This is a genomic window from Bradyrhizobium sp. IC3195, from assembly GCF_020193585.1.
Taxonomy (GTDB): Bacteria; Pseudomonadota; Alphaproteobacteria; order Rhizobiales; family Xanthobacteraceae; genus Bradyrhizobium; species Bradyrhizobium yuanmingense.
Genome location: NZ_JADYVG010000003.1, coordinates 114751 through 141362, shown reverse-complemented (window position 1 = coordinate 141362; position 26612 = coordinate 114751). Strand labels below are relative to the sequence as shown.

Sequence of the window (26612 nt, the reverse complement as noted above, 5' to 3'; positions counted from 1 at the left end):
GCCGCGCGCGCTCCTACGACGCTTTGCTTTTCCCGCGCGGCCGGCGCTTGCACGTGCCCGGCAGCTTGGCTGCGAGGAAATCGGCGAGCGCTTCGACGCGCGCGGGGCGGGGGCCGCCGGGCGGGGTCACGAGGTGCACGGCGCCTTCGGCCTGCTTCCAGTCCTTCAGGATGACTTCGACCTCGCCCGACGAGATCGCCTCGCCGACGATGAATTCCGGCAGCTCGGCGATGCCGAGCCCCGCGATCAACGCCGGCATCACGGCTTCGCCGTTGTTGACGCGAAGCTGGCCGCCCGGGCGCACGCTGGCCTGCTCGCCGGCCGAATTGGTGTAGTGCCACGCGTTGGGCGTGGAGAGATAGGCGTAGCTGAAGCATTTGTGCGCGGCGAGATGCATCGGGTGCGTCGGCCGGCCGTGCTTCTTGAGATAGGACGGCGCGGCGACCGTGTAGCGCGGCATGGTGAAGAGACGCCGCGCGATCAGCGAAGAGTCCGGCAGCCGCGCGATCCGAACCGCCATGTCGAAACCTTCGCCGATCAGGTCGACGGTCGCATCGCTCAAATGCAGATCGACGGAGACTTCCGGATAGGCCTGGAAGAACTCGGGCAGCAGCGGCGCCACCGCCTTGATGCCGAACGTCATGGGGACGGCGAGCCGCACCAGGCCGCGCGGCGCCACCGACTGCGCCAAGGCCTCGTTCTCGGCGGCCTCGCCGTCGGCCAAGAGGCGCGTCGCGCGTTCGGCCAGCTTGTGTCCGGCATCGGTCAGCGCGAGCCGGCGCGAGGTGCGGTTAAACAGCCGCGCGCCGAGCCGCTCCTCCAATCGCGTGACCGCCTTGGACACCGTGGCCTTTGACATCCCGAGCTCGCTCGCAGCCCCCGCAAATGATCGCAGCTCCACGACTTTGGCGAAGATCGCGAGCGCTTCGAAATCTGGAAGTTTTGCCATGGCAGCCGGTCCCGATGGGGCATTTAAGGAAACAATGCGTTTCGACAGTTTCTATTTCTATACCACAGGCGAAGGCTTATCCAACAGGTCAATCCGACATCAAGGAATTGCACAGATGATCGAACTCAGACCTTTCGCGAAGCTCGGCGGCGCCGATCACGGCTGGCTCAAGGCCAAGCATCATTTCTCGTTCGCTGGCCATTACGACCCGAACAATATGGGCCACGGCGCCTTGCGGGTGTGGAATGACGACGAGATCGCGCCGAACACCGGCTTTCCCGCCCATCCCCACGCCAACATGGAGATCATCACCTATGTGCGCGAGGGCGCGATCACCCATCAGGACAGCCTCGGCAACGAGGGCCGCACCGAAGCGGGCGACGTGCAGGTGATGAGCGCCGGCAGCGGCATCCGCCACTCCGAGTACAATCTCGAGCCGACCAGGACGCGGATCTTCCAGATCTGGATCGAGCCGGCGATGCGCGGCGGACAGCCGACCTGGGGCTCGAAGCCGTTTCCGAAGGCAGACCGCTCCGGCAGGCTCGTCACCATCGCGAGCGGCTTTGCGGGCGACACGGACGCACTGCCGATCCGCGCCGATGCCCGGGTGCTCGCCACCACGCTGAAGGCGGGCGAGAGCGCGGAGTATGAGCCGCAGACGTCGCGGCATCTCTACCTGGTGCCGGCGGCAGGCGTTGTCGAGATCAACGGCGTCCGCGTCAATGCCCGCGACGGCGCCGCGATCCGCGACGAGGCCAAGCTGAAGATCACGGCGCTCGAAGATTCCGAGCTCGTGCTCGTCGACGCGGCGTGACGATCAAGCAACCAATCACCCTCACCCAATCCCAACGGAGACCACCATGACCAAAGTTCTCGTCCTCTATTATTCCGCCTATGGCCATATCGAGGCGATGGCCAATGCCGTCGCCGAAGGCGCGCGCGAGGCCGGCGCGACCGTTGACATCAAGCGCGTGCCCGAGCTGGTGCCGGCCGAGGTCGCGAAAGCCTCTTACTACAAGCTCGACCAGGCCGCGCCGGTCGCCAAGATCGAGGACCTCGCCAATTACGACGCGATCATCGTCGGCACCGGCACCCGCTTCGGCCGCATGGCCTCGCAGATGGCGAACTTCCTCGACCAGGCCGGCGGGCTCTGGGCCAAGGGCGCGCTGCACGGCAAGGTCGGCGGTGCCTTCACGGCCACCGCGACCCAGCACGGCGGCCAGGAGACCACGCTGTTCTCGATCATCACCAACCTGCTGCATCTCGGCATGGTCGTGGTCGGCATGAACTACGGCTTTGCCGGCCAGATGAAGCTCGACGAGGTCACGGGCGGTGCGCCCTATGGCGCCACCACGATCACCGGCGGCGACGGCAGCCGCCAGCCCAGCGCCAACGAGCTCGCCGGCGCGCGCTATCAGGGCCGCCAGATCGCGGAGACCGCCAAAAAGCTGCATGGATGATGCGACCCTGGGCGGCATTCTCAGCCGGGAATGCCGCCCCAATCCCGGATCGGGATACGGTCACCATTAAATCTGCGTGATGTCGGCGTGAGGCCGAACCGGCTCCGTCGGTAGAGGTGCGGGCGCCGTCGAAAGCCACCAGCCCTCGCCGGCAAACCAGCATGTCTCGTCGGGGACGCCCTCTCTCCGCAACGACTGCACCCCTTCCCAACCTTTCGTGAACGCCTCGCCCAATCGCCGGCCGGCCTCGGCATCCTGCAATCCCGCGCAGCCGATGAATTGGGCGCGACTGAGGAATTTCGCCGGCCAGATTTCACCGTCATCCGGCCGCGTGATCATCAACATGCCGCCGTACATGCCTTCGGGCGCGAGCGGAACACCAGCCGCCCGCCGGGCCGCAGCGCATCGAGCCATTCCGCCGCCGGCTGCGCCGCGCCCGCGCAGACATAGATCACGTCGGCCTCCGGCAGATCCGCCGCGATGCCCGAGCGTCCGCGCACGTCCACATGGGCGATGTCCTTCAGATTGTCGCGCGCAAGTCCCGCCAGACGTTCATCGATCTCATAGGCGTGAACGCGGCCGCCGGGACCGACGAGATGCGCGAGAATTGCGGTGTAATAGCCGCTGCCGGCGCCGATCTGGACCACAGTCTCGCCTTCCTTCACGGCGCAGGCGCTGAGCCAATAGGCGTGCGCTCCGGGCATGCCGATGTTGAGACCGCGCGCCGGGTCCAGCGCCAACAGCGCGTTCTGATAGAGGAAGGCGGGATCATCGTCAGGCGTGACCACATAGGGATGACCGCCGAGACAGATCGACCACGGCCCGGGCCCGGCGAACGGCTCGCGCCTGACGGTCCGAAAGGCCTGCTCGAGGCGAGGGTCCGCAGCCTTCGCCGCCGCGCAGATCAACTGCGCATAGAATGCACGATATTTTGCCGAACGGTCTTCCATGTCGCCTCCGCGGAATGGAAGCGACGATAACACAACGAGGACGATCATCGGAAGGCTTGCGCAATCGCGGCCTTTTGTGACGGCGCCGTGACGTAGCCACGCCTCAACTCCGTTCCATTTTCTTCCTGACGAGGTCCTTGCCGATCGGCCGCACGGGTTCGCTCCGTAGCACCAGCGAGGTCGTCACAGCCCCGAAACCTGCAATGCGATCCACGATGGTCTCGAGATCCTCCGGCGCCGGAACGAGCACCTTGAGCACGAAACAGTCATCGCCCGTGACGCGATGGACTTCGATGATGTGAGGGATTTCGCTGAACCGCTTGAGGCAGGTCTTGATGTGCTCGTGCGAGGTGCGCAGGCGCACCAGCGCCATCAGGCCGAGCCCGAGAGCGCGCGGGTTGATGCGGGCGCCATAGCCCTCGATGATGCCGGCTTCCTCGAGCCGCTTGACGCGTTCGGACACGGCCGGCTGGGACAGCCCGACGGAACGGCCGAGCTCGGACAACGGCACGCGCGCATTGGCCTGCAGCGCCTCGAGGATCTTCAAATCCTTGGCATCGATGCTCCCGAAGCGATCCAAACTCAATTCTCCGTTCCACCTTGAGATCATCGGCAGATGATCGATTTCGCCGATGACTTGCCATGTGATGCAGGACCGCGATCGGTCACACTGCGGTCACCTCAGATATCACGGGACGTTCATGCACGACATCATCACATTGCCCGGGCTCGGCGGCTCCGGAGATACCCACTGGCAGACGCTATGGGAGCGCGCTGACGCGCGCTTCACGCGATTCCAGCCGGCGAGCTGGGACCAGCCGGAGCTCGACGACTGGGAGCAAGCCCTGGAGCACGTGGTCGCGCGCTGCGCCAGGCCGCCCCTCCTGGTCGCACACAGCCTCGCCTGCCTTTTGGTGGCGCACTGGGCCGCGCGCTTCCCTTCCGCGATTGCGGGCGCCTTTCTGGTCGCCGTGCCCGATCCCGATGGCGGCCATTTTCCCGCGGAGGCCGCAGCGTTCAAGCCGGTCCCCGGCGGCGCGTTGCGCTTTCCCGCGCTGATCATCGCGAGCACGAATGATCCATATGGAGCGCTCGAGGTGACACGGCGGCGGGCGCAGGACTGGCAGTCCGGCCTGATCGTGCCGGGCGCGCTCGGCCACATCAATGCCGCGAGCGGGCTCGGCGACTGGCCGCAAGGACGCGCGTTGCTGGATGCTTTCCGGGCGGGCCTTCCGAGGTGATGGCGAAACAGACGGCGCCCGTCAGCGCGCTCCCTTGCCCATCGCCCTCGCCGCGAGGGAGGCGAGCTTCGGATAACGCCGAAGGCCCTGCGCGGCGTGATCGCGCCAGGCGAAGGGCAGACCGCGCCAGGACAGCGCGACGCTGACATCGGTCAGCGGCACCCTCTCGGCGCCGAGGCGCCGCTTGTAGTCCTGATTGCCGATGCTGAGGTCGAAACGGCGCAGGCCTTGCGCATGCAGCGCCGCCAGGGTGCGCTCGGTGACGAGCAGACCCGGCGAGCAGCTCGACCATTGATCGCCGCCATGGCTGATGCGCAGCAGGACATAGGTCGCGCCATGCTTGACGCCGAGCGCGGTGGCGACAATGCCTTCCTCGCACACCAGTGCCGAGACCATGGCATGACCTCCCGCGAGGCCCCGGCGGACGACCTCGCGATAGAATCGCGCATGAGTCTCGTCGTTGAGAACGAACCGCGAGCCGAGCTTTTGCATGCGTGCCTGCTGCTGGAGATCCATCACGTCCAACAGCTCGTGCGCACGCCCGACATCGGCGGCGATCTCGAACCGCGCACCGGCAAGACGGCTGAAGACCCGCCAGCAGCGCGGCATCTGCAGGCGCTTGATCGCGGCCTGATAGCCGCCATAGTCGTCGCCCATCAACACGAGATTGCCGTTGAGCGAGGAGGATCCGATCCGGCCGAGCGATACCAGCGGGTTCGGCTTGCCGCCGACCTCTGCCGGCATCTTCTTCAGGCGGAGCAGATCGAGACGATCGGGCAGCGCGCGCAACGCGCCGATCAGCGCCGTGTTGATCGCGTCCGCCGTTCCCGCATCCAACGCGGCATCGAGCGCCAGGATCGGTGCGTTGTTGTCGGAGACGCCGAGGTCCGCGAACTCGACGATGCGGGTGCCGCGCCTGACATGGCTGATCATCGGCACGACCGCGATGTCCTTACCGGTGGTAGCATCGGAGATCACGGCGATCAGTGGCGCGACGTCGTGAAACGACTCGTACCAGGCGCCGAGCCAGTCAGCATGCTGGAAGGCGGTGCGGTGCCCGGCGCTCAGGCGCGAGGCCGCGTGCCGCCAGTCACGCAGGAAATCGACCGCGATGGCCGACGCGCTGGACGCAAGATCGTCGGGCTGATCAACGCTGAGGAAGGTCATGCGCGGGGCTCGGTCTGCTCGATGCATTGGAACCTCGCCAGGAAGTGCAGGCCGGCCACCGCCAGCGCGAACATGAACCAGATCGGATTCTGTCGTTCGAGCAGGAAGGTCTCGGTGGCACCGTAGTACAGGCCGAACAGCCACACGGTCAGGAACAGCTTGGCCAGTGCGCCACTGCGGCTGTGAGCCTGCGCCGTCTGGAAATTGCGGAGCGGGGCGAGCACGAAGATGAGGATGACCAGCAGCAGCCCCGGCAAACCGATCGTGACCGCGAGATCGAGGTAGCTATTGTGGCTGTGCGCCGCCGATGTCGCCCATTCGGCTCCTTCCGCGGTGGCCCGCGCACTCACGTCGTCCCAGAACGCAGAATAGCCGTGGCCGATGATCGGCTTCTCGGCGACGGCCGCGAGCGCGAAGTCCCAGATCGCGGAGCGTCCGGTGAAGGTGGGATCGAGCGGAAGCAGCCGTGTCATCGCCGCCAGCACCGGACTGACGACACTGCCGACGGTCAACAGGTTCATCGCAATCAGCGGCACGAAGCAGATGAGCCGCTTCAGCCACAGGCTTGGCGTGACATAGACCAGCGAAGCGAGCACGTAGATCGCAAGGCACAGCACCGAGGACGTCTTGCCGCCGGTGAAGATCAGGAAGGTGCCGGCCAGCACGGCGATCACAGGCCCCATCACGAACGAGCCGACGGCGGACAGGTAGACGCCGACATAGACCAGGATGGTCATCACGGCGGAGGCGATGTTCTTGTGGCCGAAGCTGCCGCGCCAGTCGCCGGCAAGCTGCGGCTCGGTGACGTCGAGCGCCGTGTGGACCGCATATTGCGGCGCGAGGAAGACGCCGAGATAGCACAGCGCGAGCAGCACGAGCGCGGCGCCGCCCAGGCAAAGGTTGAAGCTGCGCCGAGTCGGCGGCAGCAATGGCAACACGATGGCGAGCGACGTCACGCTGACCGTGAGCACGAATCGCTGCATCGAAACGCCGCGGCTTTCCGAGAACACGATGTTGATCACAAGCCAGCCCAGCAGGCAGAGATGCAGCGGCGTCACCAGGCTCTTCAGCGCGAGCGCATCGGTGGCAGCGACACACAGGATAGCGACCGCAGCCAGCAGGCCCCAGGCGATATAGGTCAGCGCCATTCGTCCGCCGACGATCATGGTGACGTCGGGATTGCGCAGGTCCGGGAACGGATCGAGTGTCACCAGCACCAGCAGCAGCGCCCCGACCGCGACGAGGCAGCGCGCCACCTGCACGGCATCGAGCCCTGCGAGGCGATCACGCAGGATATGGCCGAACGATCGGGCCTCGACGTCGGTCATGTTGGCGGCACTGCGGTCCATGGCTCAAGACATTCGGTAACGCCAGTGAAGCTTGGGGTCGCGGCTCAACCCTTCCGAGGCTTCGTCAACGGGTCTTGCGGAGGTCTGCGACATCGCGGGCTGCCGCATGACGCTCCGCGCGATCTCGTAATATTGCAGCGCCCGTTGCTCCAGCGTGAGATTGTCCAGGATGTAGCCGCGCGGATCGAACGCGCCCGCGGTGCACCCGGCCCAGAAATTGTCCCAGCCCGTCTCGAAACCGGCGATGTCGGTGAACTTGACCCCGCAGCGTTCGTCCCAGTACGGCACCGACGACACCGGCGCGAACTGCACGCGATGCGGATAATAGTCGGGGTCGCGCCATGGCCCGCCCGGATCCCAGGCAAAGACCGGCACGCCGCAGGACAAGGCCTGCTGATAGGCGATGCCCTGGCTCTCGCTTTGGCACAGGAAGATCATCGCGCGCGAACGCGCGAGCGCCGCCTGAAAATCGGCTTCCTTGTAGCTGCCGTAGCGCAGCTCCGTGAACGAGCGGCCTTCCTTAACGAGCCGGGCGCGCACGGGCTCAATCATCTCCGACGCGTAGCGCTCGCGGTCCCAGTGGACCTTGTCGTAGATCAGAACATCGACGGTCTTTTGCGCTCGAGCCGACGGCGCCCAGAGATTCGTGTCGATGCCGACAGGCCAGGCCTCGGTCTCGGGCCAATATGACCGGTACATGTCGACGTACCAGGGACCGGGCACCACGACCTTCTTCACCGGTAGGCGCTTGAATAGATCAGGGTCGTCGAGCGGATGATTGTGGACGGCAGCGCCGAGCAGGATCGGGTTCTTCCATAGGAACTTGTCGAGCAGGAACGTGCGCCCGACGATACAGGCAAGCTCGTGGGGATGTTCCGCGATGTAACCGTAATCGTTGACGCGGTAGCGGATGCCGAGCCGGTCGAGCCCCGCACAGAGATTGAGGAACACGCGCAGCTGGCCACTCATGCGCGGCTCGCCGAGCAACAACCGGCGGGCGATGCGACGCAGATGCCTGTCGCCCGGAAACCAGCGGTCATCCTTGTCCTCGTAAAAGAGGTTCAGGATCATCGTATCGGGGGCGTGTTCGAACGTGTTTGCGGGCACGGGATTCCATCCGCGGCAGTCCGATGCGCATTCTCGCACGAGGCAGTCCGCCGCACTCTTCCAAATTTGCCACAGGCTTAATGCCAGCGGCTTAACGTTATTCTACGAAACCGGCGGCACACGAGCCTTCTCGGCAACGGTTCGAGCGGAATGCGAGTATCATGCGCGCACGCCGGACTTGCAGATCGCCAGCATTACCAGCGCGGCACATGGGGTCCTGGTTAACGGATCATTAAAGGCGAGCCGTAGCTTGATCACCGCCGAAGAGGTTCTCGAACTGCCAGCCGCCTCCCGCGCGGCAGCGCCGGCGCGCTTGCCGCTTCAGGTCGGCTCGACCACACCGGTATCGGTCGTCATTCCGGCCAAGAACGTTGCGGCCTATGTCGGCGAAACGCTTGCCAGCGCTCTGGCGCAGCGCGAGGTGACCGAGGTGATCGTCGTGGACGACGGCTCGGACGACGAAACCGTTGCGATCGTCCGCGGCATGCGTGACCCGCGGCTGCACTTGTTCCACAACGATTCCGCGGGCGTATCGGCCGCACGCAATCTCGGCGCAAGACAGGCAAGCGGCGAGTGGTTGCTCTTCCTCGATGCCGACGACCGCCTGCGCCCAGGCGCGGTGGCGGCGCTGCTCGCTGCTGCGCGTGGCGCGCCGCGCGCCGTCCTCGTCTATGGCGATTACAACACGATCGACAGCGAAGGCCGCCAGATCGGCCGGCGCGGCCTCTTGAAGGGGCGCCGGAAGCCGTCCGGAGACGTGCTGACGCGGCTCGCCGCCGGCAATTTCATCGTCAATGGCGGCATCGCGCTCGCACGCGCGGAAGCTTTCCGCGCCATCGGCGGCTTCGATACGTCCCTCAAATATTGCGAGGACTGGCATTGCTGGTGCCGCCTCGCTGCGATCGGGGAGTTCGCGTTCGCGCCAGAGCTGTTGCTCGATTATCGTCTTCACACCGCCAACACCATGAACGCCGCGGTCCGGACGCCGAAGGACTTCCTCCCGGCCGTCGCGCGGGTGTTCGATGACGGATTGATCCTGGCGAGATTGCCCGAGCACATGACAGCCGGGCTGCGCCTTGCCGCCGAGATTCATCTCGTTACCTACTCGGCGATGCAAGCGGTCCGCTTCGGCAGGTATCGCCAGGCGTTCGCTTATCTCGCGATGATCGGCCGGCAGTCGCTCAAATCGCTGCCACGCTCGGCAATCCGGGTCGCCCTCGCCCGTTTCGGTATCTAATCCTCGCCGCGTCAGGACGCGATCTTCGAGGCCTCGTAAGGCTTCGGCTCGAGGCCGAGGGCCGCCAGGGCGGCGCCAAACGCAACCATCACGGGATGCATCGCGACGACGGCTTTCGACGACGGCAACAAGGCGGCGGCGCGAAGCAGCGACAGCGGCAAGCGGCCCAGCATCTGCGCAAACACCCGCGCCCGCGCTGCTGCGCTCGGGGCGGCTTTGTACTGCACACGATAATTGATCGCGCCGATGCGCAAGCCGCGCTTTGCGATCCAGCCGAGGCTGGTGCGGCTACGCGGCACGGTCTCGGTGATGACGGCCTCCGCCGTCCAGTGGAACAGCATACCGGCGTCACGGCACCGCACGAAGAAATCACAATCGCCGCCGCCAAGAAAATTGAAGCGCAGGTCGAACGCGGGACGGTCGAACCGCTCGAAGGCGGCCCGCGTGATCAGGCAATTGCCGCAGCCGTAGATCAGCGGCACCGCACCGCTGTAGTCGTAGGCGGGACAGAAGGCGGGATGACGCGAAAGCCAGGGCTTGCTGTCGTCGTCGAAGACCGGCAGCACCGGCCCGCCAACCACTTCGGCGCCGGTCGCCTCCGCGGTGCGGACCATCAGTTCGAGCCAGTCGCTTGATGCGATCTCGTCGTCGTCGATCATCAGGAAACGGGTGGCGGCGGGAAACAGCTGCTGCGCCGTCTCGAAGGCAGCATTGATCGCCTGGCAGTTCCCCTGCCGCTTCTCGATGAGGCAGACGCCCTGGAGCCTTCCACGGGCCAGAAACTCCACGGCAACCGGCGCGCTTTCACGCCGCACCGCATCGTTCTCGACCATGACGACGGCAAAGGAGCGCGGGGTGCGCTGGTTCGCGAGCGACTCCAGCGTCAGGCGCAGGTGTTGCGGACGACGGAAGCATGGAACGCAGACGACGATGCCGACCGACAGGTCGATGACGCGAGAGCTCGCCACGATCTCGCGGTTGGGATCGCGCACGGCATCCGAGATGCGCGCCGCAGACAAGTCTGTCGGGATCAATGTCATGAGGTCTAGATGTCCGAGATGTATTGAAAAAGCCCTGCTTCGATCGCGCGTCCCACGACGGCACATCGCCGCGGGACAGATGCGTCTCAAAATGAACGGCTGCCGCGCGGTACATAGCCACCAAGTTCGCCGCGCGTCATGCTGCAATTGGCGGTCCATGCGCCGACAACGCTCCAACATGAACAATACCGTAGTTAATGCGCATGCGCATTAACCGGGCCGTAAGCACTGCGACCGGTGAGACGGTGCGGCATCCGATTTGCTCTTCGGGCAGGCGCATTTTTTCCTGTAAATTTGAATAGAACAAGCGCGGTCAGAATCCATGAACAAGCCAGCCCCGATCGATTTCGCGACAGCCACGGCGATCCAATTCCCCGCGGCTGCACCATATGCCGAGGCGCTCCATGATCTCGTTCCGGGCGAAGCCCGCGACAGCCTGCTCGCCGTCCACGACGTGCTGGGCCGCGAGCTCCCGCAGGGCCGCCTCGCGATCTATGAGGCGGGCGGCGGCTCGTGCAGCGTTCTGCCACCGGAATTGCTGAGCCGCAGCAAGGTCACCGTGGTCGACATCGACGAGGACCAGGTCCGCAACAACACCTACGCCGACGAGGCGATCCTCGGCGACGTCCAGACCTACAGCTTCGCCCGCGAGACCTTCGATCTCGTGATCTGCTACAACGTGATCGAGCACTTGCCCCATGTCGACGCCGCGCTCTTGAACTTCCGCGATGCGCTGAGGCGCGGCGGGATGATCCTGATCGGCGCACCGAATCCGCGCTCGCTCTCCGGGTTCGTCACCAAATATTCGCCGCACTGGTTTCACGTCTGGTTCTACCGGCACATCCGCGGCATCAAGGACGCCGGCCTGCCGGGCGAGCCGCCGTTCCCGACGTTCTTCCATCCCTTGGTGACGTTGCCGCGGCTGGAAGCATTCGCGGCCGCCAACGGCCTTGAGATGATCTATCGTCGTGAGGTCGAGAGTCCGCGCTATCCCGAGATGCGCCGGCGCAAGCCGCTGTTTGCGGCCCTGGTCGACGCCGGGGCCGCGGTGCTCAACGCCGTGCTGCCGCGCGGCACCGACGTCCGCCGCGGCGACTATCACGTCATCCTTCGGAGGATCTGACGGCGATGGCACGTGCGCGGCCCATCAACGGACGAACGACGGCTCGCGGCCATGCTGCGCGCGGTAACGAACCGTTAAGGAGCGGGTATCGCGAGGTTCACAGGAAGGCGCCGAGGGATGGCATGCGCTTAAACGCTTTGTTTGCCATTTCGGTGAATAGTCCCACAATGAGTATGGTTAATTTTCCCTGTTGCGTTGATTGGGCACCTATATCCCGGGTGCGTGGCGTAAAGCGAAGAGTAACCCCTCAGCCCGCGGCACTTGGAATGAAAGCTGGGGATCATGCTTGATTATAGCCAGCCGATCGATCGAGCCAGACCGGAGGCCGCGCAACGGAAGCCTCAGGCCGGCTTCAACGTGCTGGAGCTCGCCAATCTGCTCTGGCGGCGGAAGGTCGCGATCGCCGCGGCCGCCCTGCTCGGTGCGGCGCTTGCCGTCACGATCGGCAAGAGCGTGACGCCCCGCTACACCGCCACCGCTCAGCTCTATGTCGACCCGCGCGAGCTTCAGCTCGTCGACCGCGAGCTCACGCCCCGGGCCCAGGACGTCACCGGCATGGCCATGGTGGTGGAGAGCCAGGCGCGCCTGATCACCTCCAACAGCGTGCTGCTCCAGGTGATCCAGCAGGCCGGCCTCGACAAGGATCCGGAATTCGGAGGCGGCGAGGCTGGGAGCCTGATGTCGTCGCTGCTCGGCCTGATCGGCCTGCAACCGCGCGCGCCCTCCGCTGCGGAGAAGAGGGAAGTGGAGCTCGCGGCGCTCGATGCGTTGAACAAGCACATCGCGATCCGCAAAACCGAGAAGAGCTTCATCGTCGACATCGAGGTCTGGTCGACGGATCCCGCCAAGGCTGCGATGCTCGCCAACACGCTGACCAATGCCTATCTCTCCGAATCCCGCAAGTCGCAGGCTTCGGCGGCACGGCGCGCCACCAACGATCTCTCCAGCCGCCTGAAGGAGCTGCGCGACCGGCTGCGTAACGCCGAGACCGCGCTGGCGACCTACAAGGGCCAGAACAATTTCGTCGGCACGCAGGATGCGCTGATCAGCGATCAGCAGCTCTCCGCCAGCAACCAGCGGCTTTCCGCGGCCCGCGCGGCGACGATGGACGCGCAGGCGCGGCTCGACCAGATCGAGGCGAGCCGCCGCACCGCTGCCGATGCCGGCGCGATTCCGGAGGCGCTGCAATCGCCGACCATTGCGAATTTGCGCGCGCAATATGCCGACGCCCGGAAGAAATATGCGGAGCAGGCCGGTGAGCTCGGGCCGCGCCATCCGGCGCTGCGCCAGACCGAGAAGCAGGTCGAGGACCTCAAGCGCACCATCAACGAGGAGATCGACCGCTTCGCCCAGTCCGCCAAGAACGATCTGACGCGCGCCCGCGACTTCGAGGCCTCGCTCAACCGCGCGCTGGAAGCGCAGAAGCGGCAGAGCGTCCAGCTCAGCCAGGCCGCCGTGCGCCTGCGCGAGCTCGAGCGCGAGGCCGACGCAAGCCGTGACGTCTATCAATCCTTTCTCAAGCGCTCCCGCGAGACCGAGGAGCAGGAGAGCCTGAACACCTCGGCCGCCCGCGTCATCGGCGAGGCGACGGTGCCGCAGCGGCGCTCGTTCCCGCCGGCCATGAGCCTGTTCGCCATGATCGGCTTCATCTTCGGGGCGATCGCGGCGTCGAGCTGGTTCGTCGTGGCAGATTTGCTTTTCGCCGGTGCAGCCGCGCCCGCGACGCCGACACCCGCCCGGCGTGAGCGCTCGCCGGCGCCGCAGGCGTCCCGAGCACCGGAGCTCCCGCGCGCTGCGGAGGTTGCTCAGCCGCGCCAGGCCCCGCGCGCTCCTGAAGCTGCGCCGTCGATGCCGGAGCTCGCCGCGCCCCCGCTGCAGCCTTCGATGGTCGAGCAGCCAATGATCGAGAAGCCGCTGATCGCACGCTTCCAGGAGGCCGACGTCATCCATACGCTCGGCGCCATACTTCCCACCGGCGGCGGCGTCGATCTCACGCGGCTGGGTTGGCCGACGCTGCGCCCCGGCTTTCCCATGACGAGCTTGCTCAACGCCTGGCGCGACATGCGCGCCGCGGTGACGCGGCGCGCCGGCGGCAAGGCGATGCCGGTCGTCGCGCTCGTCGGCACCGGCAAGACCAGCGGCCGCAGCGTGGCCGCGCTGAACTTCGCGCTGGCGGCCGCACGCGACGGCGCCCGCGTGCTGATGATCGATGCCGACCATCAGGCGCGCTCGCTCACGAACAGGGTCATCCGTCCCGGCAAGAGCGAGCCGAGCAGGCTCGGCTGGCTCTCGATCGGCAGCAAGGACGCGCGCGAGATCAAGACGGTCAACGGCATCTCGGTGCTGCCGGCCGCCGAAGGCGACGCCGGCAAAGCCGCCGATGCCATCCACAAGGCGATTGCGCAGGCCCGTTCCGCGGGAGGCTATGATCTCGTGATCCTCGACGGCCCGGCCATTCCGCTCGCGGCCGGCGGCCGCAAGCTGCTCGAGGACATCGACTCGCTGGTGGCCGTGCTGCCGACCAGCCTCGACGTCAACGATAGCCTGGAAGAGATCCTGGCCGCGCTCGGCCCGGCCGAGCGCAAGCTCGTCGGCGTCGTGCTCGACGAGCTCACCCCTGCAATGCAAACGCGCCAGCGAGGCAGACAATATGCTTGAGCGCCGCGTCAACCTCGACGGACGGGCAGCAACTGCCGAGGTGCCGAGAATCACCGTCGGCGGACTTCGCATGGCCGCGATCGACCTGGAAGAGACCGCCGATTTCATGATCGAGGCGACGAATCCCGACCATCGCATCGGCCGTCCGCTGTTCCTGACCTCGGCCAATGGCGAGGTGCTGGCGCGCTGCTCGACCGAGCCGCAGACCGAGCAGCTGTTCCGTGCCGCCGATTTGATCAACGCCGACGGACAGCCGCTGGTCGCCGCTTCAAAGCTGCAATCCTGGTTCCCGCTGCCGGAGCGCGTCGCAACCACGGACCTGTTCCACGTCGTCGCGCGCAAGGCCGAAGCCGCCGGCCGCACCTTCTACATGTTCGGCGCAAGCGAGGCCGAGAACGCCGCGGCGGTCGCGAACGTCCAGAAAATGTATCCACATCTCAAGATCGTCGGGCACAGCCACGGCTATCTGCGCGGCGAGGCGCTGCGTGCCAAGGTCGAGGAGATCAACGCCCTGGCACCGGACTATCTGTGGGTCGCGCTCGGTGTGCCCAACGAACAGGCATTCGTGAAGGAATTCACGCCGCACCTGACCAATGTTGGCGTCATCAAGACATCCGGCGGATTGTTCAACTTCTTGTCAGGCAGTCGTTCCCGCGCGCCGCAATGGATGCAGAAGATCGGGCTCGAATGGGCCTGGCGCACCTTGCTCGAGCCGCGCCGTCTGCTCTGGCGTTATTTGACCACCAACCCCCGCGCGCTCTATCTTCTCTTCAGCCGCAACCGGCCCCTCCGTTAAGAGAAGAGCAGAATACGACATGACCGACCGACCGACCGTCCTCGTCACCGGGGGCGCTGGCTATATTGGCTCGCATGCCTGCCGTGCATTGTCCGCCGCCGGCTATCAGCCCGTCGTTTATGACAATCTCTCGACAGGTCATCGCAGCTTCGTATCCGGCCCGCTGGTGACGGGCGATCTGCTCGACGGCGCGGCGCTGGCGCGCGCCTTCGCCGACCACAAGATCGCGGCGGTGATGCATTTCGCGGCGGCGAGCCTCGTCGGGGAATCCATGACCGACCCGCAGAAATATTACATCAACAACGTTCAGGGCACGCTGTCGCTGCTGCAGGCGATGCGCAACGCGGGCTGCCATCGCATCGTGTTCTCCTCGACCGGCGCCGTCTACGGTAACGCCGATTCCAAGGCGCTGCCGGAAGACTTTCCTTGCGCGCCGATCAATCCTTACGGCGCGTCGAAATTGATGATCGAGCGCATGCTCGCCGATTACCGCACGGCCTATGGCTTCGGCGCGTTCTGCCTGCGCTATTTCAACGCCAGCGGCGCCGATCCGGCCGGTGGCATCGGCGAGCTGCGCGACAACGAAACCCACCTCATTCCCCGCGCGATGATGGCGCTTCAGGGCCATGTCGAGTTCGCGGTGTTCGGCGACGATTACGACACGCCCGACGGCACCGCGATCCGCGACTACATCCATGTCACGGACCTTGCGGCGGCGCATGTGGCGGCCTTGAGGCTCTTGGAGCAAGGCCATGCCGGCGGCAGCTTCAATCTCGGCACCGGCTCCGGCTTTTCCGTGCGCGAGATCCTCGACGCGATCAAGCAGGAGACCGGGCGCGAGGTGCCGCACACGATCAAGCCGCGCCGCGCCGGCGATCCCACCTTTCTGGTCGCCGATCCCTCTGCTGCAAGAAAGGTGCTGAACTTCGTTCCGCGTCACTCCGACCTACCGACGATCGTCCGCACGGCCTGGGCCTGGCATCAGAAGGCGCATCCGTTCAGGCCGCGTTAGGCAATCGCGGCTCCAATCGCTTGCTTGCCGTGCCCTGCAGCGGCTAGAATGACTTGTCGCGGCTGCGTCGGCACATTGCCGGCAGCCGCACGTTCCGCATTGCCGACGACGACGTCGGCCTGCATGGTTCGGCTCGCTTGCACGAGCCGATTTTTCCGAACGACGTGACGATCAAGTCAGCGTGTCGACCCGTCGTCGGACGCGATTCTGGGAGCATCGACCACATGCATCAGGCTGTCCGCCTGGAATTCGAGCGCGTGATGGAGGAGTTCGTCTGCTGGCATGTGGTGCCGGAGGACGAGCGTTCGCCCGCGCCCGCCTGGTGGTGGGGGCCCGCGATGGCCGTGGTCGACGACCAGGAGCCGATGAGCGCAACAAGCTGCTGCGCGTTGAACGTGAGCGAAGGGACGAGCTTCGCCGAGGGCGCACGCGCCATTCTCGCGCTGTTCACCGAGCAGACGTCACTGACCGGTCCCCAGGACTTTCCGAGCAAGGCCGAGGGGGAAGAGCACGAGGTGCGCGAGCTGCACCCGCAGCCGTCAGACGACAGCGCGTTTCAGCCCTGAGGCTGCGTCTTCGTCGGCCGCTTCCGGCTGGAGCGGCGGCGCGACGGGCAGCGCCATGGGCCGCAGCAGCTCGCCCATCTGCCGCGCCGGCAGCGGCTTGGAGATCAGGAAGCCCTGCATCTCGTCGCAGCCATGGGCGCGCAGGAATGCCTCCTGCTCGGCGTTCTCGACGCCTTCGGCGACGACGGTCATGCCGAGGGCCTTGCCCATGCTGATGATCGCCTGCGCGATGGCCTGATCCTCCGAATCCTGCGGCAGGTCGCGCACGAAGGAGCGGTCGATCTTGATGGTGTCGATCGGGAAGTGCTTCATCAGCGACATCGACGAATAGCCGGTGCCGAAATCGTCGATGGCGAGACGGATGCCGCGGCTCTGGATGGAGTCGAGCACCTTGAGCGCGCGACCGACATTGCGCATCATCATGCTCTCGGTGACCTCGAGCTGGAGCAGCACCGGCGACATGCCGGAGGCCGCCAGCGCCTCGTCGACGTCCTGCAACAGATGCTCGTCGGCAAACTGCCGCGGCGACAGGTTGACCGCCATCGACAGCGGCAGCAGGCCGCGGCGCTGCCAGGCCATGGCCTGCGCGCAGGCCTCTTTCAGCACCCAGCGGCCGATTGGCACGATCAGCCCGGTTTCCTCCGCGAGCGGAATGAACTGTGCCGGCGAGACGTTGCCGAGATCAGGATGCGTCCAGCGCAGTAGCGCCTCGACGCCCGTGATCTGACCCGTCGCCATGTCCACCTTGGGCTGGTAGTTGAGCGAGAACTGCTCGCGCTCCAGCGCGCGGCGCAGCGCGCTCTCCAGCGACAGCCGCTCGATCGACTGCGTCTTCACCTCGTTGGAGAAGAAGCGATAGCCGTTCTTGCCGTCCTCCTTGGCGAGGTACATCGCCATGTCGGCGTTCTTGGTCAGCGTCTGCGCGTCGGAGCCGTTGGCTGGATACATCGCGATGCCGATCGAGGCGGTGGAATGGCACTCGTGGCCGGCCAGCTGCATGGGCTCGGCGAGCGCGGCGAGCAGCCCGGTGGCGATGCGCTGGACGTCCTCGATCTCGCCGCACTGGTCGAGGATCACCACGAACTCGTCGCCGCCGAGCCGCGCGACCACGTCGCTCGCCCGCAGGGCGCCGCGCAGACGGTTCGCCACCTCGAGCAGGAGCAGGTCGCCCGCCTCGTGACCCAGCGAATCGTTGATGACCTTGAAGCGGTCGAGGTCGATGAACAGCACCGCAAAGCGGTGATCGTGGCGTTGCGCCGCATCGATCGCCTCGCGCAGCAGGGCGTTGAAGGTCTCGCGGTTCGGCAGATCGGTCAGGCTGTCGTGCGAGGCGAGGTATTCGATGCGCTCGTCGGCCTTGTTCTTCTCGTCGGCGCGATCGAAATTCTCCATCGCGAAGGAGACGTTGTCGGCGAGGCGCTGCAGCAGGTCGACGAATTCGGGCGTGAAGGTCGCCGGTTCGGTGGACATGTAGATCATGACGCCGACCGCGTGGTCATGCGCGATCAGCGGAAACGCGGCCCCCGACCGCGCGCCGTCGCCGCGCACGATGGCGTGGAAGGCGCTCACGCGGTCGTCGTTGAGATAGTCGTTGCTGATGCAGGGCTGGCGCGTGCGGAACGCCGTGCCGCTCATCCCACGTCCTTCGGGCCGCTCCGGATCGACGGAGAGCCGCACATTACGGGTGGTGTCGGCGGACGGGCCCGCGCTCGCTACGATTTCCAGCCGATCACTGCCGGCCCTTGCCAGCGCGATCGTGGTCGAGGTGAACTTGGCGCCGTTCGACGCCGCAAGGCAGACGAGGTCGAACAGCTCGGCCCGCGACTTCGCGCGCATGATCGCCTCGTTGGTCGCGCTCAGCGCCGCGAACATGCGCGTCAGGCGCTCCTTCTGCGCTTCGGTGCGGGCCTTCTCCTCGGCGCGCTCGAAATTGTCGAGTGCGAAGGAGACGTTCTCCGCGAGCCGCCCGAGCAGCTCGACCAGATCGGGCGTGAACGTATTCTCTTCCGGTGCGAGGAAGAGCAGAATGCCGACCGGTTCCCGTCCCGCTCTCAGAAGCGGGAAGCTCGCCGCAGCCCGCGTTCCATCCTCGATGGCCTGCGCGCGCCAATATGCGGAGCGCGGCTCGTTCAGATAATCGTTCATCACACTGGGCCGGCACGTCCGCAGCGAGGTGCCGATGATGCCCTGGCCCTCGGGATGGTCGGCGGAAATGATGCAGGTACGCCCGCTCATGCGCTCCTGCAAGCGTCCCTTGACGGCAACGACGCGGACGAGCTCGCGTGCTTCGTCGATGATGCCGATCGTCGCCGAGGCGAACAGATCGCCGAGCACGGCCGCCTGGCAGGCCGCGTCGAACAACTCCTCGCGCGTCTTGGCGCGCATGATGGCTTCGTTGGTCGCGCTCAGCGCCTCGAACATTCCGCTCAGACGATTGCGCTGCTTGTCCGCCCGCGCCTTCTCATCGGCACGGTCGAAGCTTTCGAGCGCGAAGGCGACGTTGGCCTGAAGCTTGCGCAGCAGCTCGACGAGCTCCGGCGTGAAGGTGCCGCGCTCCGGGGAGTTGAACAGAAAGACGCCCTCGACCCGGTCGCCGTTGAACAGCGGCAAGGCCGCGGAGGATGCGATGCCGGTGCGGCGGGCGCTGGCCTGCCAGGGCGCAATGCGGTCGTCGGCGAGCACGTCGTTGCTGACGGCGGGCTGGCGCGTGCGAAACGCGGTGCCGGTCAAGCCGCGCCCTTCGGGCACCTGGTCGGAGGTGGAGAACGTGAAGTTGCGAACCTGATCCGCATTCGGGCCGTAGCAGGCGACAACGCGCAGCAGCCCGGTCCGATCGTCGACCAGCGCGACGGTGGCTGAGGTGAACTTTGCTCCCGTTGCGGTCGCCTCGCAGACGAGGTCGAACAGCTCAGCCCGCGACCGTGCCCGCAGGATCGCCTCGTTGGTGGCGCTGAGCGCCGCATACATGCGCGCCAGGCACTCTTCTTCGGCGGAGATCCGGGCTTTCTCGGCCTCGCGGCCGAAATTCTCGATCGCGAAGGAGACGTTCTCGGCCATGCGCAGCAGCAGCGCGACGATCTCCTCGTCTTTGGCCCAGGACCGGCTGATGAAGAACAGCAGCACGCCGACGCTCTCGCCGTGCCTGATCAACGGCGCGACCACGCAGGCGGCGACGCCGGTGTTGACGTTGGCCTGCTCCCACGGCGTGCCCCTGGTGCGGCTGGCGAGATCGTCCTCGACAATGGCTTTCTGCGTCCGGAACACCTCGCCCGAGATACCCTTGCCGTAAGGATTGTCCGGATCGACCGAATAGCGTGCCTGGGTGACGAGATCGAGGTTCTGCCCGGTGGCGGCGACAGGCTTCATCCAGTGCGAGTCCGGCTCGCGAAGCAGCACGATGGTCGCCAGCGACTTGCCGCTGTGGACCGAAGCGTCGCACACGAGCTGGTATAGCTCCCGCTCGGTCTTGGCGCGCAGGATAGCTTCGTTGGTGGCGCTGATGGCGCCGAACATGCGGTTGAGGCGCCGTGTCGCCCGCTCGCTGGTCTGCCGCGCGGTCTCACGGGCGAAATTGTCCAACGCGTAGGAAATGTTCGCCGACATGCGCTCGAACAGTGACACCATCTGCTCGTTCAGCGAGTTGGCCTCGCTCCGCGTCACATACAATACGCCGACGCTCTTGCCATTGCAGAGCAGCGGCAGCGCCGCGGCCGCACCGATATGCGCCTTGGCGGCGCCCTCGCGCCACGCCAGCGAGCGCGGATCGTTCAGATAGTCGTTGCTGACGCAGAGCTTCTGATCGCGAAACGCCTCGCCGCCGACGCCGGCTCCTTCTGGCGTGCCGGCTTCCGTCGTGATCACGATCGAGCGGAGCCGCGCAACGTCATCGCCACAACCGGCCGCGTAGCGCAGCCTTCGGCCGTCCGGCTCGACCAGGAAAACGGCAACGGCCAGAAAATCCCCGCTCGAAAACCCGGCGTCGCAGACCTTCTGGTACAGCTCCTCCGGCGATCTTGCGTACAGGATCGCTTCATTGATGGCGCTCAACGCCGCAAAGGTGCGCGCGAGTGTCGTCGGCACGATCTCAGCTCCCAGGCATTTCTGCCTATTTATCCCGGGACCTTTATGCGCGGCGATCGCCTAAGTGGTCGTTATTGCGCGGCGCAAACCGTCGATCAAAGTGAACGAGCTGCGAACGAGCGCGACAAAACTGACCGGAATACCGCTGCGACGCCGAACCGCCTACGAATGGCATGTTCAGTTACCACTTTGCAGCCTGTGTTGGTTTACGGGAGGTTGATATCGCGGTGCCGTAGCACCTCCTTCAAAACGGCAGCGCCACGCTGGTCTTGATCTCCTTCAGCACCACGTTGCTGCGGACGTAGCGGATGCCGGGGATGCGGAACATGAACTCGTCGAGGAAGCGGTTGTAGGCCGCCATGTCCTGCACGACGACGCGCAAATGATAATCGGCGTCCCCGGTGGTCGCAAAACACTCCAGCACCTCGCGGCGCTTGGTGACCCTCGCCACGAATTCATCGACGAACTTTGCATCGTGCCGCTCCAGCGAGACGTGGAGGATGGCGGACATCGCAAAGCCTGCCCGTTCGCGCGCGACCAGCGCCGCATAGCCCTGGATGACGCCGCTCTCCTCCAGCGCGCGCACCCGCCGCCAGCAGGCCGAGGTGGACATGCCGACCCCGTCGGCGAGTTGCTGGTTGGTGGCGCGGCCATCTCGCTGGAGATGGGCGAGAATGCGGGTGTCCTGCTCTTCGATCATGGGAGGCTCCAATTCGAGCAGATCTACCAGATTGGGCGCCTGCATGCAAAATTCTACCGGATTTCCATAACAGAAGGGATAAATAGGTAAGACCTACCAGCGGCCCGGGCATAACCTTCCAGCACTGGGCAGGATGCCGCGCGAGGTCCGCCATGGACGCCATTCCGTCACTCGACACGTACGAGCTCTCCGATCGCTATGAGCGCGAGGAGGGCCGCGTCTTCCTCACGGGCACGCAGACCATCGTCCGCATCGCGCTCGACCAGGCGCGACGAGACCGTGCGGCCGGGCTCAACACCGCCGGCTTCATCTCCGGCTATCGCGGCTCGCCGCTCGGTGGCATCGATCTCGAGCTCTGGCGCATCCAGCAGCGGCTCAAGCGGGATCACATCGAATTCCTTCCCGCCGTGAACGAGGACCTCGCGGCGACAGCTGTACTCGGCTCGCAACAGGTCGAGACGCAAGGCGACCGCGAGGTCGATGGCGTGTTCGGGCTCTGGTACGGCAAGGGCCCGGGCGTCGATCGGTCCGGCGATGCGCTCAAGCACGGCAATGCCTATGGCTCCTCGCCGCATGGCGGCGTGCTGGTGGTCGCCGGCGACGACCATGGCTGCGTCTCCTCCTCGATGCCGCACCAGTCCGACGTCGCCTTCATGAGCTGGTTCATGCCGACGTTGCACCCCTCGGACGTCGGCGAATATCTGGCGTTCGGCGAATATGGCTACGCGCTGAGCCGCTTCTCCGGCATGTGGGTCGGCTTCAAGGCGATCTCCGAGATCGTGGAATCAGGCGCATCCATCGCGCTACGCCCGCCGCGCGTCTTCCGCACGCCAGACTTCACGCCGCCGCCGGGCGGCCTGCACTATCGCTGGCCCGATTTGCCGGGCCCGCAGATCGAGGAACGGCTGGAAGCGAAGAAGCACGCGGTCTACGCCTTTGCCAAGGCCAACCCGATCGACCGGCACATCTACGATATCCCCAGCGCCACCTACGGCATCGTCACCACCGGCAAGGCGCATCTCGACCTGATGGAAGCGCTGCGGCTGATGGGCCTCGATGAAGCGGCCTGTCGCCGCATCGGCATCGACGTCTACAAGGTCGGCATGGTCTGGCCGCTGGCGCTGCACGACGCGATGGAGTTCGTGAGAGGCAAGCGCGAGATCCTGGTGGTCGAGGAGAAGCGCGGCATCATCGAGAGCCAGTTCAAGGAGTATTTTTACGATTATCCCGGCAGCAAGCCCGAGCGCATGGTCGGCAAGCACGACGAAACCGGCGCACGGCTGATCTCCTGGATCGGCGAATTGTCGCCTCGCGCGCTCGCGAACGTGCTCGCGCGCCGGCTCGATCCGATGTTTCCGGGTCTCAATCTCGCCGCGCGCGCGGCCGCCCTGATGCCGGAAGCCGCGCGCACGATCAATGTCAGCGGCGCGACGCGCACGCCCTATTTCTGCTCGGGATGTCCGCACAACACCTCGACCAAAGTGCCGGAAGGATCGAAGGCGCTCGCCGGCATCGGCTGTCACTTCATGGCGAGCTGGATGGACCGCGAGACTTCCTCACTGATCCAGATGGGCGGCGAGGGCGTGAACTGGGCTGCTTCATCGCGATTCACCGGCCGCAAGCACGTGTTCCAGAATCTCGGCGAAGGCACCTACTACCATTCCGGCTCGATGGCGATCCGGCAGGCGATCGCGGCCAGGGCCAACATCACCTACAAGGTCCTGTTCAACGACGCGGTCGCCATGACCGGCGGCCAGCCGGTCGATGGGCCCGTCAGCGTCCATGCCATCGCCCACAGCGTCCGCGCCGAAGGTGTCGAGCGCATCGCCCTGGTGTCGGACGATCCCGCGCAATTCAGGCCGGCCGACCTGCCATCCGGCGTGACCATCCATCCGCGTGAGGAGATGGATGCCGTGCAGCGCGAGCTGCGCGAGGTTCCCGGCGTCTCGGTGCTGATCTACCAGCAGACCTGCGCCACCGAGAAGCGGCGCCGGCGCAAGCGCGGGCAGATGGCCGATCCCAAGCGCTTCGCTTACATCAACGACCTCGTCTGCGAAGGCTGCGGCGACTGCTCGGTCGAATCCAATTGCCTCAGCGTCGAGCCGAAGGAGACGCCGTTCGGGCGCAAGCGGCAGATCAATCTGTCGGCCTGCAACAAGGATTTTTCCTGCCTCAACGGCTTCTGTCCGAGCTTTGTCACGGTCGAAGGCGCGACGCGGCGGAAGAAGAGCGCGAGCCGGATCGATGCCGCCGGCCGCGCCGCCACGCTACCCCTGCCCGCGCCCGCAACGCTCGAGCGGCCCTACGATCTCTTGGTGACCGGCGTCGGCGGCACCGGCGTGATCACCGTCGGCGCGCTGATCGGCATGGCCGCGCATCTGGAACGCCGCGGCGTTTCGGTGCTCGACTTCACCGGCTTTGCGCAGAAATTCGGGCCTGTGCTGAGCTACATTCGCCTGGCCGCGAGCCCCGAGGCGCTGCACCAGGTTCGCATCGACCAGGGCGCGGCCGATGCGCTGATCGGCTGCGACCTCGTCGTCAGCTCCTCGCCCAAAGCCTCAGGCACATATCGCCGCGGCACCCGTGCCGCCGTCAACACCGCGGAAATGCCGACCGGCGACGTGGTCCGCTTCCGCGACGCCGATCTCGCTGCGCCAAGCCGCCTGCGCGCAATCGGTCAGGTCATCGGCGAGCACAATCTCGACACGTTCAATGCCAATGCGCTGGCCGAACGCCTGCTCGGCGATGCCGTCTACGCCAATATCATCATGCTGGGCTTTGCCTGGCAGCGCGGTCTCGTCCCTGTTTCGCTGCAGGCGCTGCTCCGCGCGATCGAGCTCAACGGCGTCGCGGTCGAGCGCAACAAGCAGGCCTTTGCCTGGGGCCGGATCGCCGCTGCCGATCCGGATTTTCTGCCGACCTCGGACAAGGCACCTGAAGCCGAGACGCTCGACCAGATCATTGCCCGGCGCGCCGAGTTCCTCACGGCCTATCAGAACGACGCCTACGCGGCGCGCTATCGGGCGATGGTCGGAAAGGTCCGCAATGCCGAGGCCAAGCTGAACAGTGAGGCGCTGACCGAGGCGGTCGCTCGCGGCCTGTTCAAGCTGATGGCCTACAAGGACGAGTACGAGGTGGCGCGGCTGCACATGCGAAGCGGCTTTCTCGACGAGCTGAAGCGTGAATTCGAGGACGGCTTCAGCATCCAATACTACCTCGCCCCGCCGTTCCTGAAGTCGCGGCGCGATGCACGGGGACGTCCGCGCAAACGCGCCTTCGGCCAGTGGATTCAGGTGCCTCTGGCCATGCTCGCGCGCTTGAAAGCACTGCGTGGAACGCCGTTCGATCCGTTCGGCTACACTGCGGAACGGCGCGCCGAGCGTGAACTGATCGCCTGGTATGAAGGCCTGATCGAGCGGATGCTGGGCGAGCTCGATGCGGCGCATCTGCCAAATCTCGTGGCGATCGCCAAAGGCCCGATGGATATCCGCGGCTATGGCCCGGTGAAGGACATCGCGATTGTGAAGGTGAAGGCCGACGTCGAGCGGCTGCTCGCCGAACTGGACACGCCGTCGCCGGCAAGGATGCACGCCACCGGTTGACGCGGCGCCGCGGACGCTTCAGCCTCTGCTCCTTAAGGGACGCTCTGATGGCCTCCTGCGATCGGGTGATGCATCATGGATTTCGACCAGTTGACACTGACCGAGGCCGCGGCCGGCCTCGCCGCCGGGACATTCACGAGCACCGCACTCACCCGGGAAGCCCTGGCCCGCGCCAAGGCCAACGCCGAACTCAATGTCTTTGTCACCCTGGACGAAGCCGGCGCCTTGAAGGCCGCGGCCGCGTTCGACGCGGCAGGCGACAAGACAAAGCCGCTCGGCGGCGTACCCATCGTGATCAAGGACAATATCGAGGTCGCGGGACTGCCCTGTAGTGCCGGCACACCGGCGCTGAAGGATTACATTCCGAAGGCCGACGCGCCTGTCGTGACAAAGCTGCGCGATGCCGGGGCGGTCATCATCGGCAAGACCAGCATGCACGAGCTCGCCTTCGGCATCTCCGGCTACAACACCGCGTTCAAGACCGGCGCCGAGTACGGCGTGCGCAACGCCTATGATCGCACTTTGATCGCCGGCGGCTCCTCGTCAGGCACGGGCGCGGCGATTGGCGCACGGATCGTCGCCGGCGGGCTCGGCACGGACACCGGCGGATCGGTGCGGGTGCCTGCCGCCCTGAACGGATGCGCCTCGCTGCGCCCGACGGTCGGCCGCTACCCGCAAGACGGCATCGCACCGATCTCGCACACCCGCGATACCGCAGGCCCGATGGCTGCGACCATGGCGGATGTCGCGCTGCTCGACCGCGTCATCGCCGGTGGCGATGCGCTTGCGCCGGCGGATCTGACGCAGGTCCGCGTCGGCCTCGCGAGATCGATGCTGGCCAATCTCGATGCCGACACCGAGGCCGCGTTCCAGGAAGCCGTCGCGAAAATGAAGGTGCAAGGCGTCACGGTCGTCGGGATCGAGATGCCGCAACTGGCAGAGCTCGACGCCCAGGTCAGCTTTCCCGTCGCGCTGTACGAGGCCTATGACGATCTGGTCGCCTATCTCAGGCACACCGGCACCGGCCTCTCCATCGCGGCATTGGCGGAGCAGATCGCCAGCGCCGATGTGAAGGGCACCTATGACGGCTTGGTGATCCCGCGCAAGCTGCCTGGTCCCGACGGCACCCTGGTCGACGCCAAGCCGATCTACGACGCCGCGATCGAGATTGCGCGCCCCGCGCTGCAGGCGCTGTACGCCAGGAGCTTTGCCGACAACCGGCTCGATGCGATCGCCTTCCCGACCACGCCGCGCGTCGCCATTCCCTCCAATCCGGAGTCCAGCAGCCTCGAGAATTTCGGCCTGTTCATTCAGAACACGGACCCAGGCAGCAATGCCGGGATTCCCGGCATCCAGATCCCGATCGCGCTCGGCGCCAGCAGCAGATTGCCGATCGGGCTTGAGCTCGATGGCCCCGCCGGCAGCGATCCCCGCCTGCTCGCGATCGGCATGGCGCTCGAGGCTGCGTTCGGGCGCTTGCCGCCACCGGCTCGCTGACGGACTCCCTCCGGAAATGCTGGAAGGTGGCGCCTCTTTCGTTCGACCGGCTGGACAAGGCGGGGAGGTCCGATCCCG

The 26612-nt window shown here is 65.9% G+C and carries 20 protein-coding genes and 1 pseudogene; 11 read left to right on the top strand and 10 right to left on the bottom strand.

Features of this window, described 5'->3' with window-relative positions; all coding sequences use genetic code 11:
* Positions 1-13 precede the first annotated feature (13 nt).
* A complete protein-coding gene (locus tag I6F09_RS07990) occupies positions 14-949 on the bottom strand; it encodes a LysR family transcriptional regulator (RefSeq protein ID WP_035997402.1) in 936 nt (311 codons plus the stop codon).
* Positions 950-1064: 115 nt separating this feature from the next.
* On the opposite strand from I6F09_RS07990, the gene I6F09_RS07985 reads away from it, so the two are divergent.
* Both I6F09_RS07985 and wrbA read left to right on the top strand, forming a co-directional pair.
* Positions 1065-1763 (top strand): pirin family protein, encoded by a 699-nt coding sequence (locus I6F09_RS07985; RefSeq protein WP_225111576.1) that lies wholly within the window; start codon positions 1065-1067, stop codon positions 1761-1763.
* Between the two features lie 46 nt (positions 1764-1809).
* Positions 1810-2409, top strand: a complete 600-nt coding sequence (gene wrbA / locus I6F09_RS07980) for an NAD(P)H:quinone oxidoreductase (RefSeq protein ID WP_225187833.1) — start codon at positions 1810-1812, stop codon at positions 2407-2409.
* A 66-nt stretch (positions 2410-2475) separates the two neighbouring features.
* On the opposite strand, the pseudogene I6F09_RS07975 reads toward wrbA, so the two are convergent.
* A pseudogene (locus I6F09_RS07975) lies at positions 2476-3359 on the bottom strand (class I SAM-dependent methyltransferase).
* Between the two features lie 103 nt (positions 3360-3462).
* On the bottom strand, positions 3463-3939 hold the full coding sequence (locus tag I6F09_RS07970) for an Lrp/AsnC family transcriptional regulator (RefSeq protein ID WP_036021132.1): 477 nt from the start codon (positions 3937-3939) through the stop codon (positions 3463-3465).
* Between the two features lie 121 nt (positions 3940-4060).
* Between I6F09_RS07970 and I6F09_RS07965 the strand changes: the two genes are divergently transcribed.
* Positions 4061-4600 carry an alpha/beta hydrolase gene (locus I6F09_RS07965; protein WP_036021129.1) on the top strand — a complete coding sequence of 180 codons (540 nt, stop codon included), beginning with the start codon at positions 4061-4063 and terminating at the stop codon, positions 4598-4600.
* 21 nt (positions 4601-4621) lie between these two features.
* On the opposite strand, the gene I6F09_RS07960 is transcribed toward I6F09_RS07965, so the two are convergent.
* Genes I6F09_RS07960 through I6F09_RS07950 form a run of 3 tightly spaced genes read right to left on the bottom strand, consistent with a single transcriptional unit; the run spans position 4622 to position 8223 of the window.
* A complete protein-coding gene (locus I6F09_RS07960; RefSeq protein ID WP_225187832.1) occupies positions 4622-5767 on the bottom strand; it encodes a GNAT family N-acetyltransferase in 1146 nt (381 codons plus the stop codon).
* Complete coding sequence (locus I6F09_RS07955; RefSeq protein WP_225187831.1) at positions 5764-7116, bottom strand: O-antigen ligase; 1353 nt, start codon at positions 7114-7116, stop codon at positions 5764-5766. The genes I6F09_RS07960 and I6F09_RS07955 overlap by 4 nt, the downstream gene beginning before the upstream one ends.
* A 3-nt stretch (positions 7117-7119) precedes the next feature.
* Entirely contained in the window at positions 7120-8223 is a 1104-nt protein-coding gene (locus I6F09_RS07950) for a glycosyltransferase family 1 protein (RefSeq protein WP_225187830.1), read from the bottom strand.
* A 250-nt stretch (positions 8224-8473) separates the two neighbouring features.
* Between I6F09_RS07950 and I6F09_RS07945 the strand changes: the two genes are divergently transcribed.
* Positions 8474-9460, top strand: a complete 987-nt coding sequence (locus I6F09_RS07945; protein ID WP_225187829.1) for a glycosyltransferase — start codon at positions 8474-8476, stop codon at positions 9458-9460.
* Between the two features lie 11 nt (positions 9461-9471).
* Here the strand turns inward: I6F09_RS07945 and I6F09_RS07940 are convergent, their stop codons facing one another.
* Positions 9472-10500 (bottom strand): glycosyltransferase, encoded by a 1029-nt coding sequence (locus I6F09_RS07940; RefSeq protein WP_036021086.1) that lies wholly within the window; start codon positions 10498-10500, stop codon positions 9472-9474.
* Positions 10501-10822: 322 nt separating this feature from the next.
* Between I6F09_RS07940 and I6F09_RS07935 the strand changes: the two genes are divergently transcribed.
* The 4 genes from I6F09_RS07935 to galE all read left to right on the top strand — a co-directional run bounded on the left by I6F09_RS07935 (position 10823) and on the right by galE (position 16089).
* Complete coding sequence (locus tag I6F09_RS07935) at positions 10823-11623, top strand: class I SAM-dependent methyltransferase (protein ID WP_225187828.1); 801 nt, start codon at positions 10823-10825, stop codon at positions 11621-11623.
* A gap of 282 nt (positions 11624-11905) precedes the next feature.
* Positions 11906-14281, top strand: a complete 2376-nt coding sequence (locus tag I6F09_RS07930; RefSeq protein WP_225187827.1) for a Wzz/FepE/Etk N-terminal domain-containing protein — start codon at positions 11906-11908, stop codon at positions 14279-14281.
* The gene (locus tag I6F09_RS07925; protein ID WP_035997366.1) at positions 14274-15077 is read left to right on the top strand and encodes a WecB/TagA/CpsF family glycosyltransferase; all 804 of its coding nucleotides are present in this window, start codon (positions 14274-14276) and stop codon (positions 15075-15077) included. The genes I6F09_RS07930 and I6F09_RS07925 overlap by 8 nt, the downstream gene beginning before the upstream one ends.
* Before the next feature lie 19 nt (positions 15078-15096).
* Positions 15097-16089 carry a UDP-glucose 4-epimerase GalE gene (gene galE, locus I6F09_RS07920; RefSeq protein WP_225187826.1) on the top strand — a complete coding sequence of 331 codons (993 nt, stop codon included), beginning with the start codon at positions 15097-15099 and terminating at the stop codon, positions 16087-16089.
* Here the strand turns inward: galE and I6F09_RS37525 are convergent.
* A complete protein-coding gene (locus I6F09_RS37525; RefSeq protein ID WP_276573856.1) occupies positions 16086-16214 on the bottom strand; it encodes a hypothetical protein in 129 nt (42 codons plus the stop codon). The genes galE and I6F09_RS37525 overlap by 4 nt on opposite strands.
* Before the next feature lie 99 nt (positions 16215-16313).
* Here I6F09_RS37525 and I6F09_RS07915 point away from each other — a divergent pair, with 99 nt between their 5' ends.
* Entirely contained in the window at positions 16314-16655 is a 342-nt protein-coding gene (locus tag I6F09_RS07915; protein ID WP_225187825.1) for a hypothetical protein, read from the top strand.
* On the opposite strand, the gene I6F09_RS07910 is transcribed toward I6F09_RS07915, so the two are convergent.
* Both I6F09_RS07910 and I6F09_RS07905 read right to left on the bottom strand, forming a co-directional pair.
* The gene (locus tag I6F09_RS07910) at positions 16629-20735 is read right to left on the bottom strand and encodes a GAF domain-containing protein (protein ID WP_225187824.1); all 4107 of its coding nucleotides are present in this window, start codon (positions 20733-20735) and stop codon (positions 16629-16631) included. The two genes, I6F09_RS07915 and I6F09_RS07910, sit on opposite strands and share 27 nt — an antisense overlap.
* Positions 20736-20979: 244 nt before the next feature.
* Positions 20980-21435 (bottom strand): Lrp/AsnC family transcriptional regulator, encoded by a 456-nt coding sequence (locus I6F09_RS07905; protein ID WP_036021113.1) that lies wholly within the window; start codon positions 21433-21435, stop codon positions 20980-20982.
* 152 nt (positions 21436-21587) lie between these two features.
* On the opposite strand from I6F09_RS07905, the gene I6F09_RS07900 reads away from it, so the two are divergent.
* Entirely contained in the window at positions 21588-25037 is a 3450-nt protein-coding gene (locus I6F09_RS07900; RefSeq protein ID WP_225187823.1) for an indolepyruvate ferredoxin oxidoreductase family protein, read from the top strand.
* A gap of 75 nt (positions 25038-25112) precedes the next feature.
* Positions 25113-26534: an indoleacetamide hydrolase gene (iaaH, locus tag I6F09_RS07895; RefSeq protein WP_225187822.1), complete on the top strand. Its 1422-nt coding sequence runs from the start codon at positions 25113-25115 to the stop codon at positions 26532-26534.
* Positions 26535-26612: the final 78 nt, after the last annotated feature.

What these genes read in the sequence shown, in the direction of transcription:
- I6F09_RS07990 (WP_035997402.1), bottom strand. Translation starts at nt 949, where the DNA reads ATGGCAAAACTTCCAGATTTCGAAGCGCTCGCGATCTTCGCCAAAGTC.
- I6F09_RS07985 (WP_225111576.1), top strand. Translation starts at nt 1,065, where the DNA reads ATGATCGAACTCAGACCTTTCGCGAAGCTCGGCGGCGCCGATCACGGC.
- wrbA (WP_225187833.1), top strand. Translation starts at nt 1,810, where the DNA reads ATGACCAAAGTTCTCGTCCTCTATTATTCCGCCTATGGCCATATCGAG.
- I6F09_RS07965 (WP_036021129.1), top strand. Translation starts at nt 4,061, where the DNA reads ATGCACGACATCATCACATTGCCCGGGCTCGGCGGCTCCGGAGATACC.
- I6F09_RS07960 (WP_225187832.1), bottom strand. Translation starts at nt 5,767, where the DNA reads ATGACCTTCCTCAGCGTTGATCAGCCCGACGATCTTGCGTCCAGCGCG.
- I6F09_RS07955 (WP_225187831.1), bottom strand. Translation starts at nt 7,116, where the DNA reads ATGGACCGCAGTGCCGCCAACATGACCGACGTCGAGGCCCGATCGTTC.
- I6F09_RS07940 (WP_036021086.1), bottom strand. Translation starts at nt 10,500, where the DNA reads ATGACATTGATCCCGACAGACTTGTCTGCGGCGCGCATCTCGGATGCC.
- I6F09_RS07935 (WP_225187828.1), top strand. Translation starts at nt 10,823, where the DNA reads ATGAACAAGCCAGCCCCGATCGATTTCGCGACAGCCACGGCGATCCAA.
- I6F09_RS07930 (WP_225187827.1), top strand. Translation starts at nt 11,906, where the DNA reads ATGCTTGATTATAGCCAGCCGATCGATCGAGCCAGACCGGAGGCCGCG.
- I6F09_RS07925 (WP_035997366.1), top strand. Translation starts at nt 14,274, where the DNA reads ATGCTTGAGCGCCGCGTCAACCTCGACGGACGGGCAGCAACTGCCGAG.
- galE (WP_225187826.1), top strand. Translation starts at nt 15,097, where the DNA reads ATGACCGACCGACCGACCGTCCTCGTCACCGGGGGCGCTGGCTATATT.
- I6F09_RS37525 (WP_276573856.1), bottom strand. Translation starts at nt 16,214, where the DNA reads ATGCAGGCCGACGTCGTCGTCGGCAATGCGGAACGTGCGGCTGCCGGC.
- I6F09_RS07915 (WP_225187825.1), top strand. Translation starts at nt 16,314, where the DNA reads ATGCATCAGGCTGTCCGCCTGGAATTCGAGCGCGTGATGGAGGAGTTC.
- I6F09_RS07905 (WP_036021113.1), bottom strand. Translation starts at nt 21,435, where the DNA reads ATGATCGAAGAGCAGGACACCCGCATTCTCGCCCATCTCCAGCGAGAT.
- I6F09_RS07900 (WP_225187823.1), top strand. Translation starts at nt 21,588, where the DNA reads ATGGACGCCATTCCGTCACTCGACACGTACGAGCTCTCCGATCGCTAT.
- iaaH (WP_225187822.1), top strand. Translation starts at nt 25,113, where the DNA reads ATGGATTTCGACCAGTTGACACTGACCGAGGCCGCGGCCGGCCTCGCC.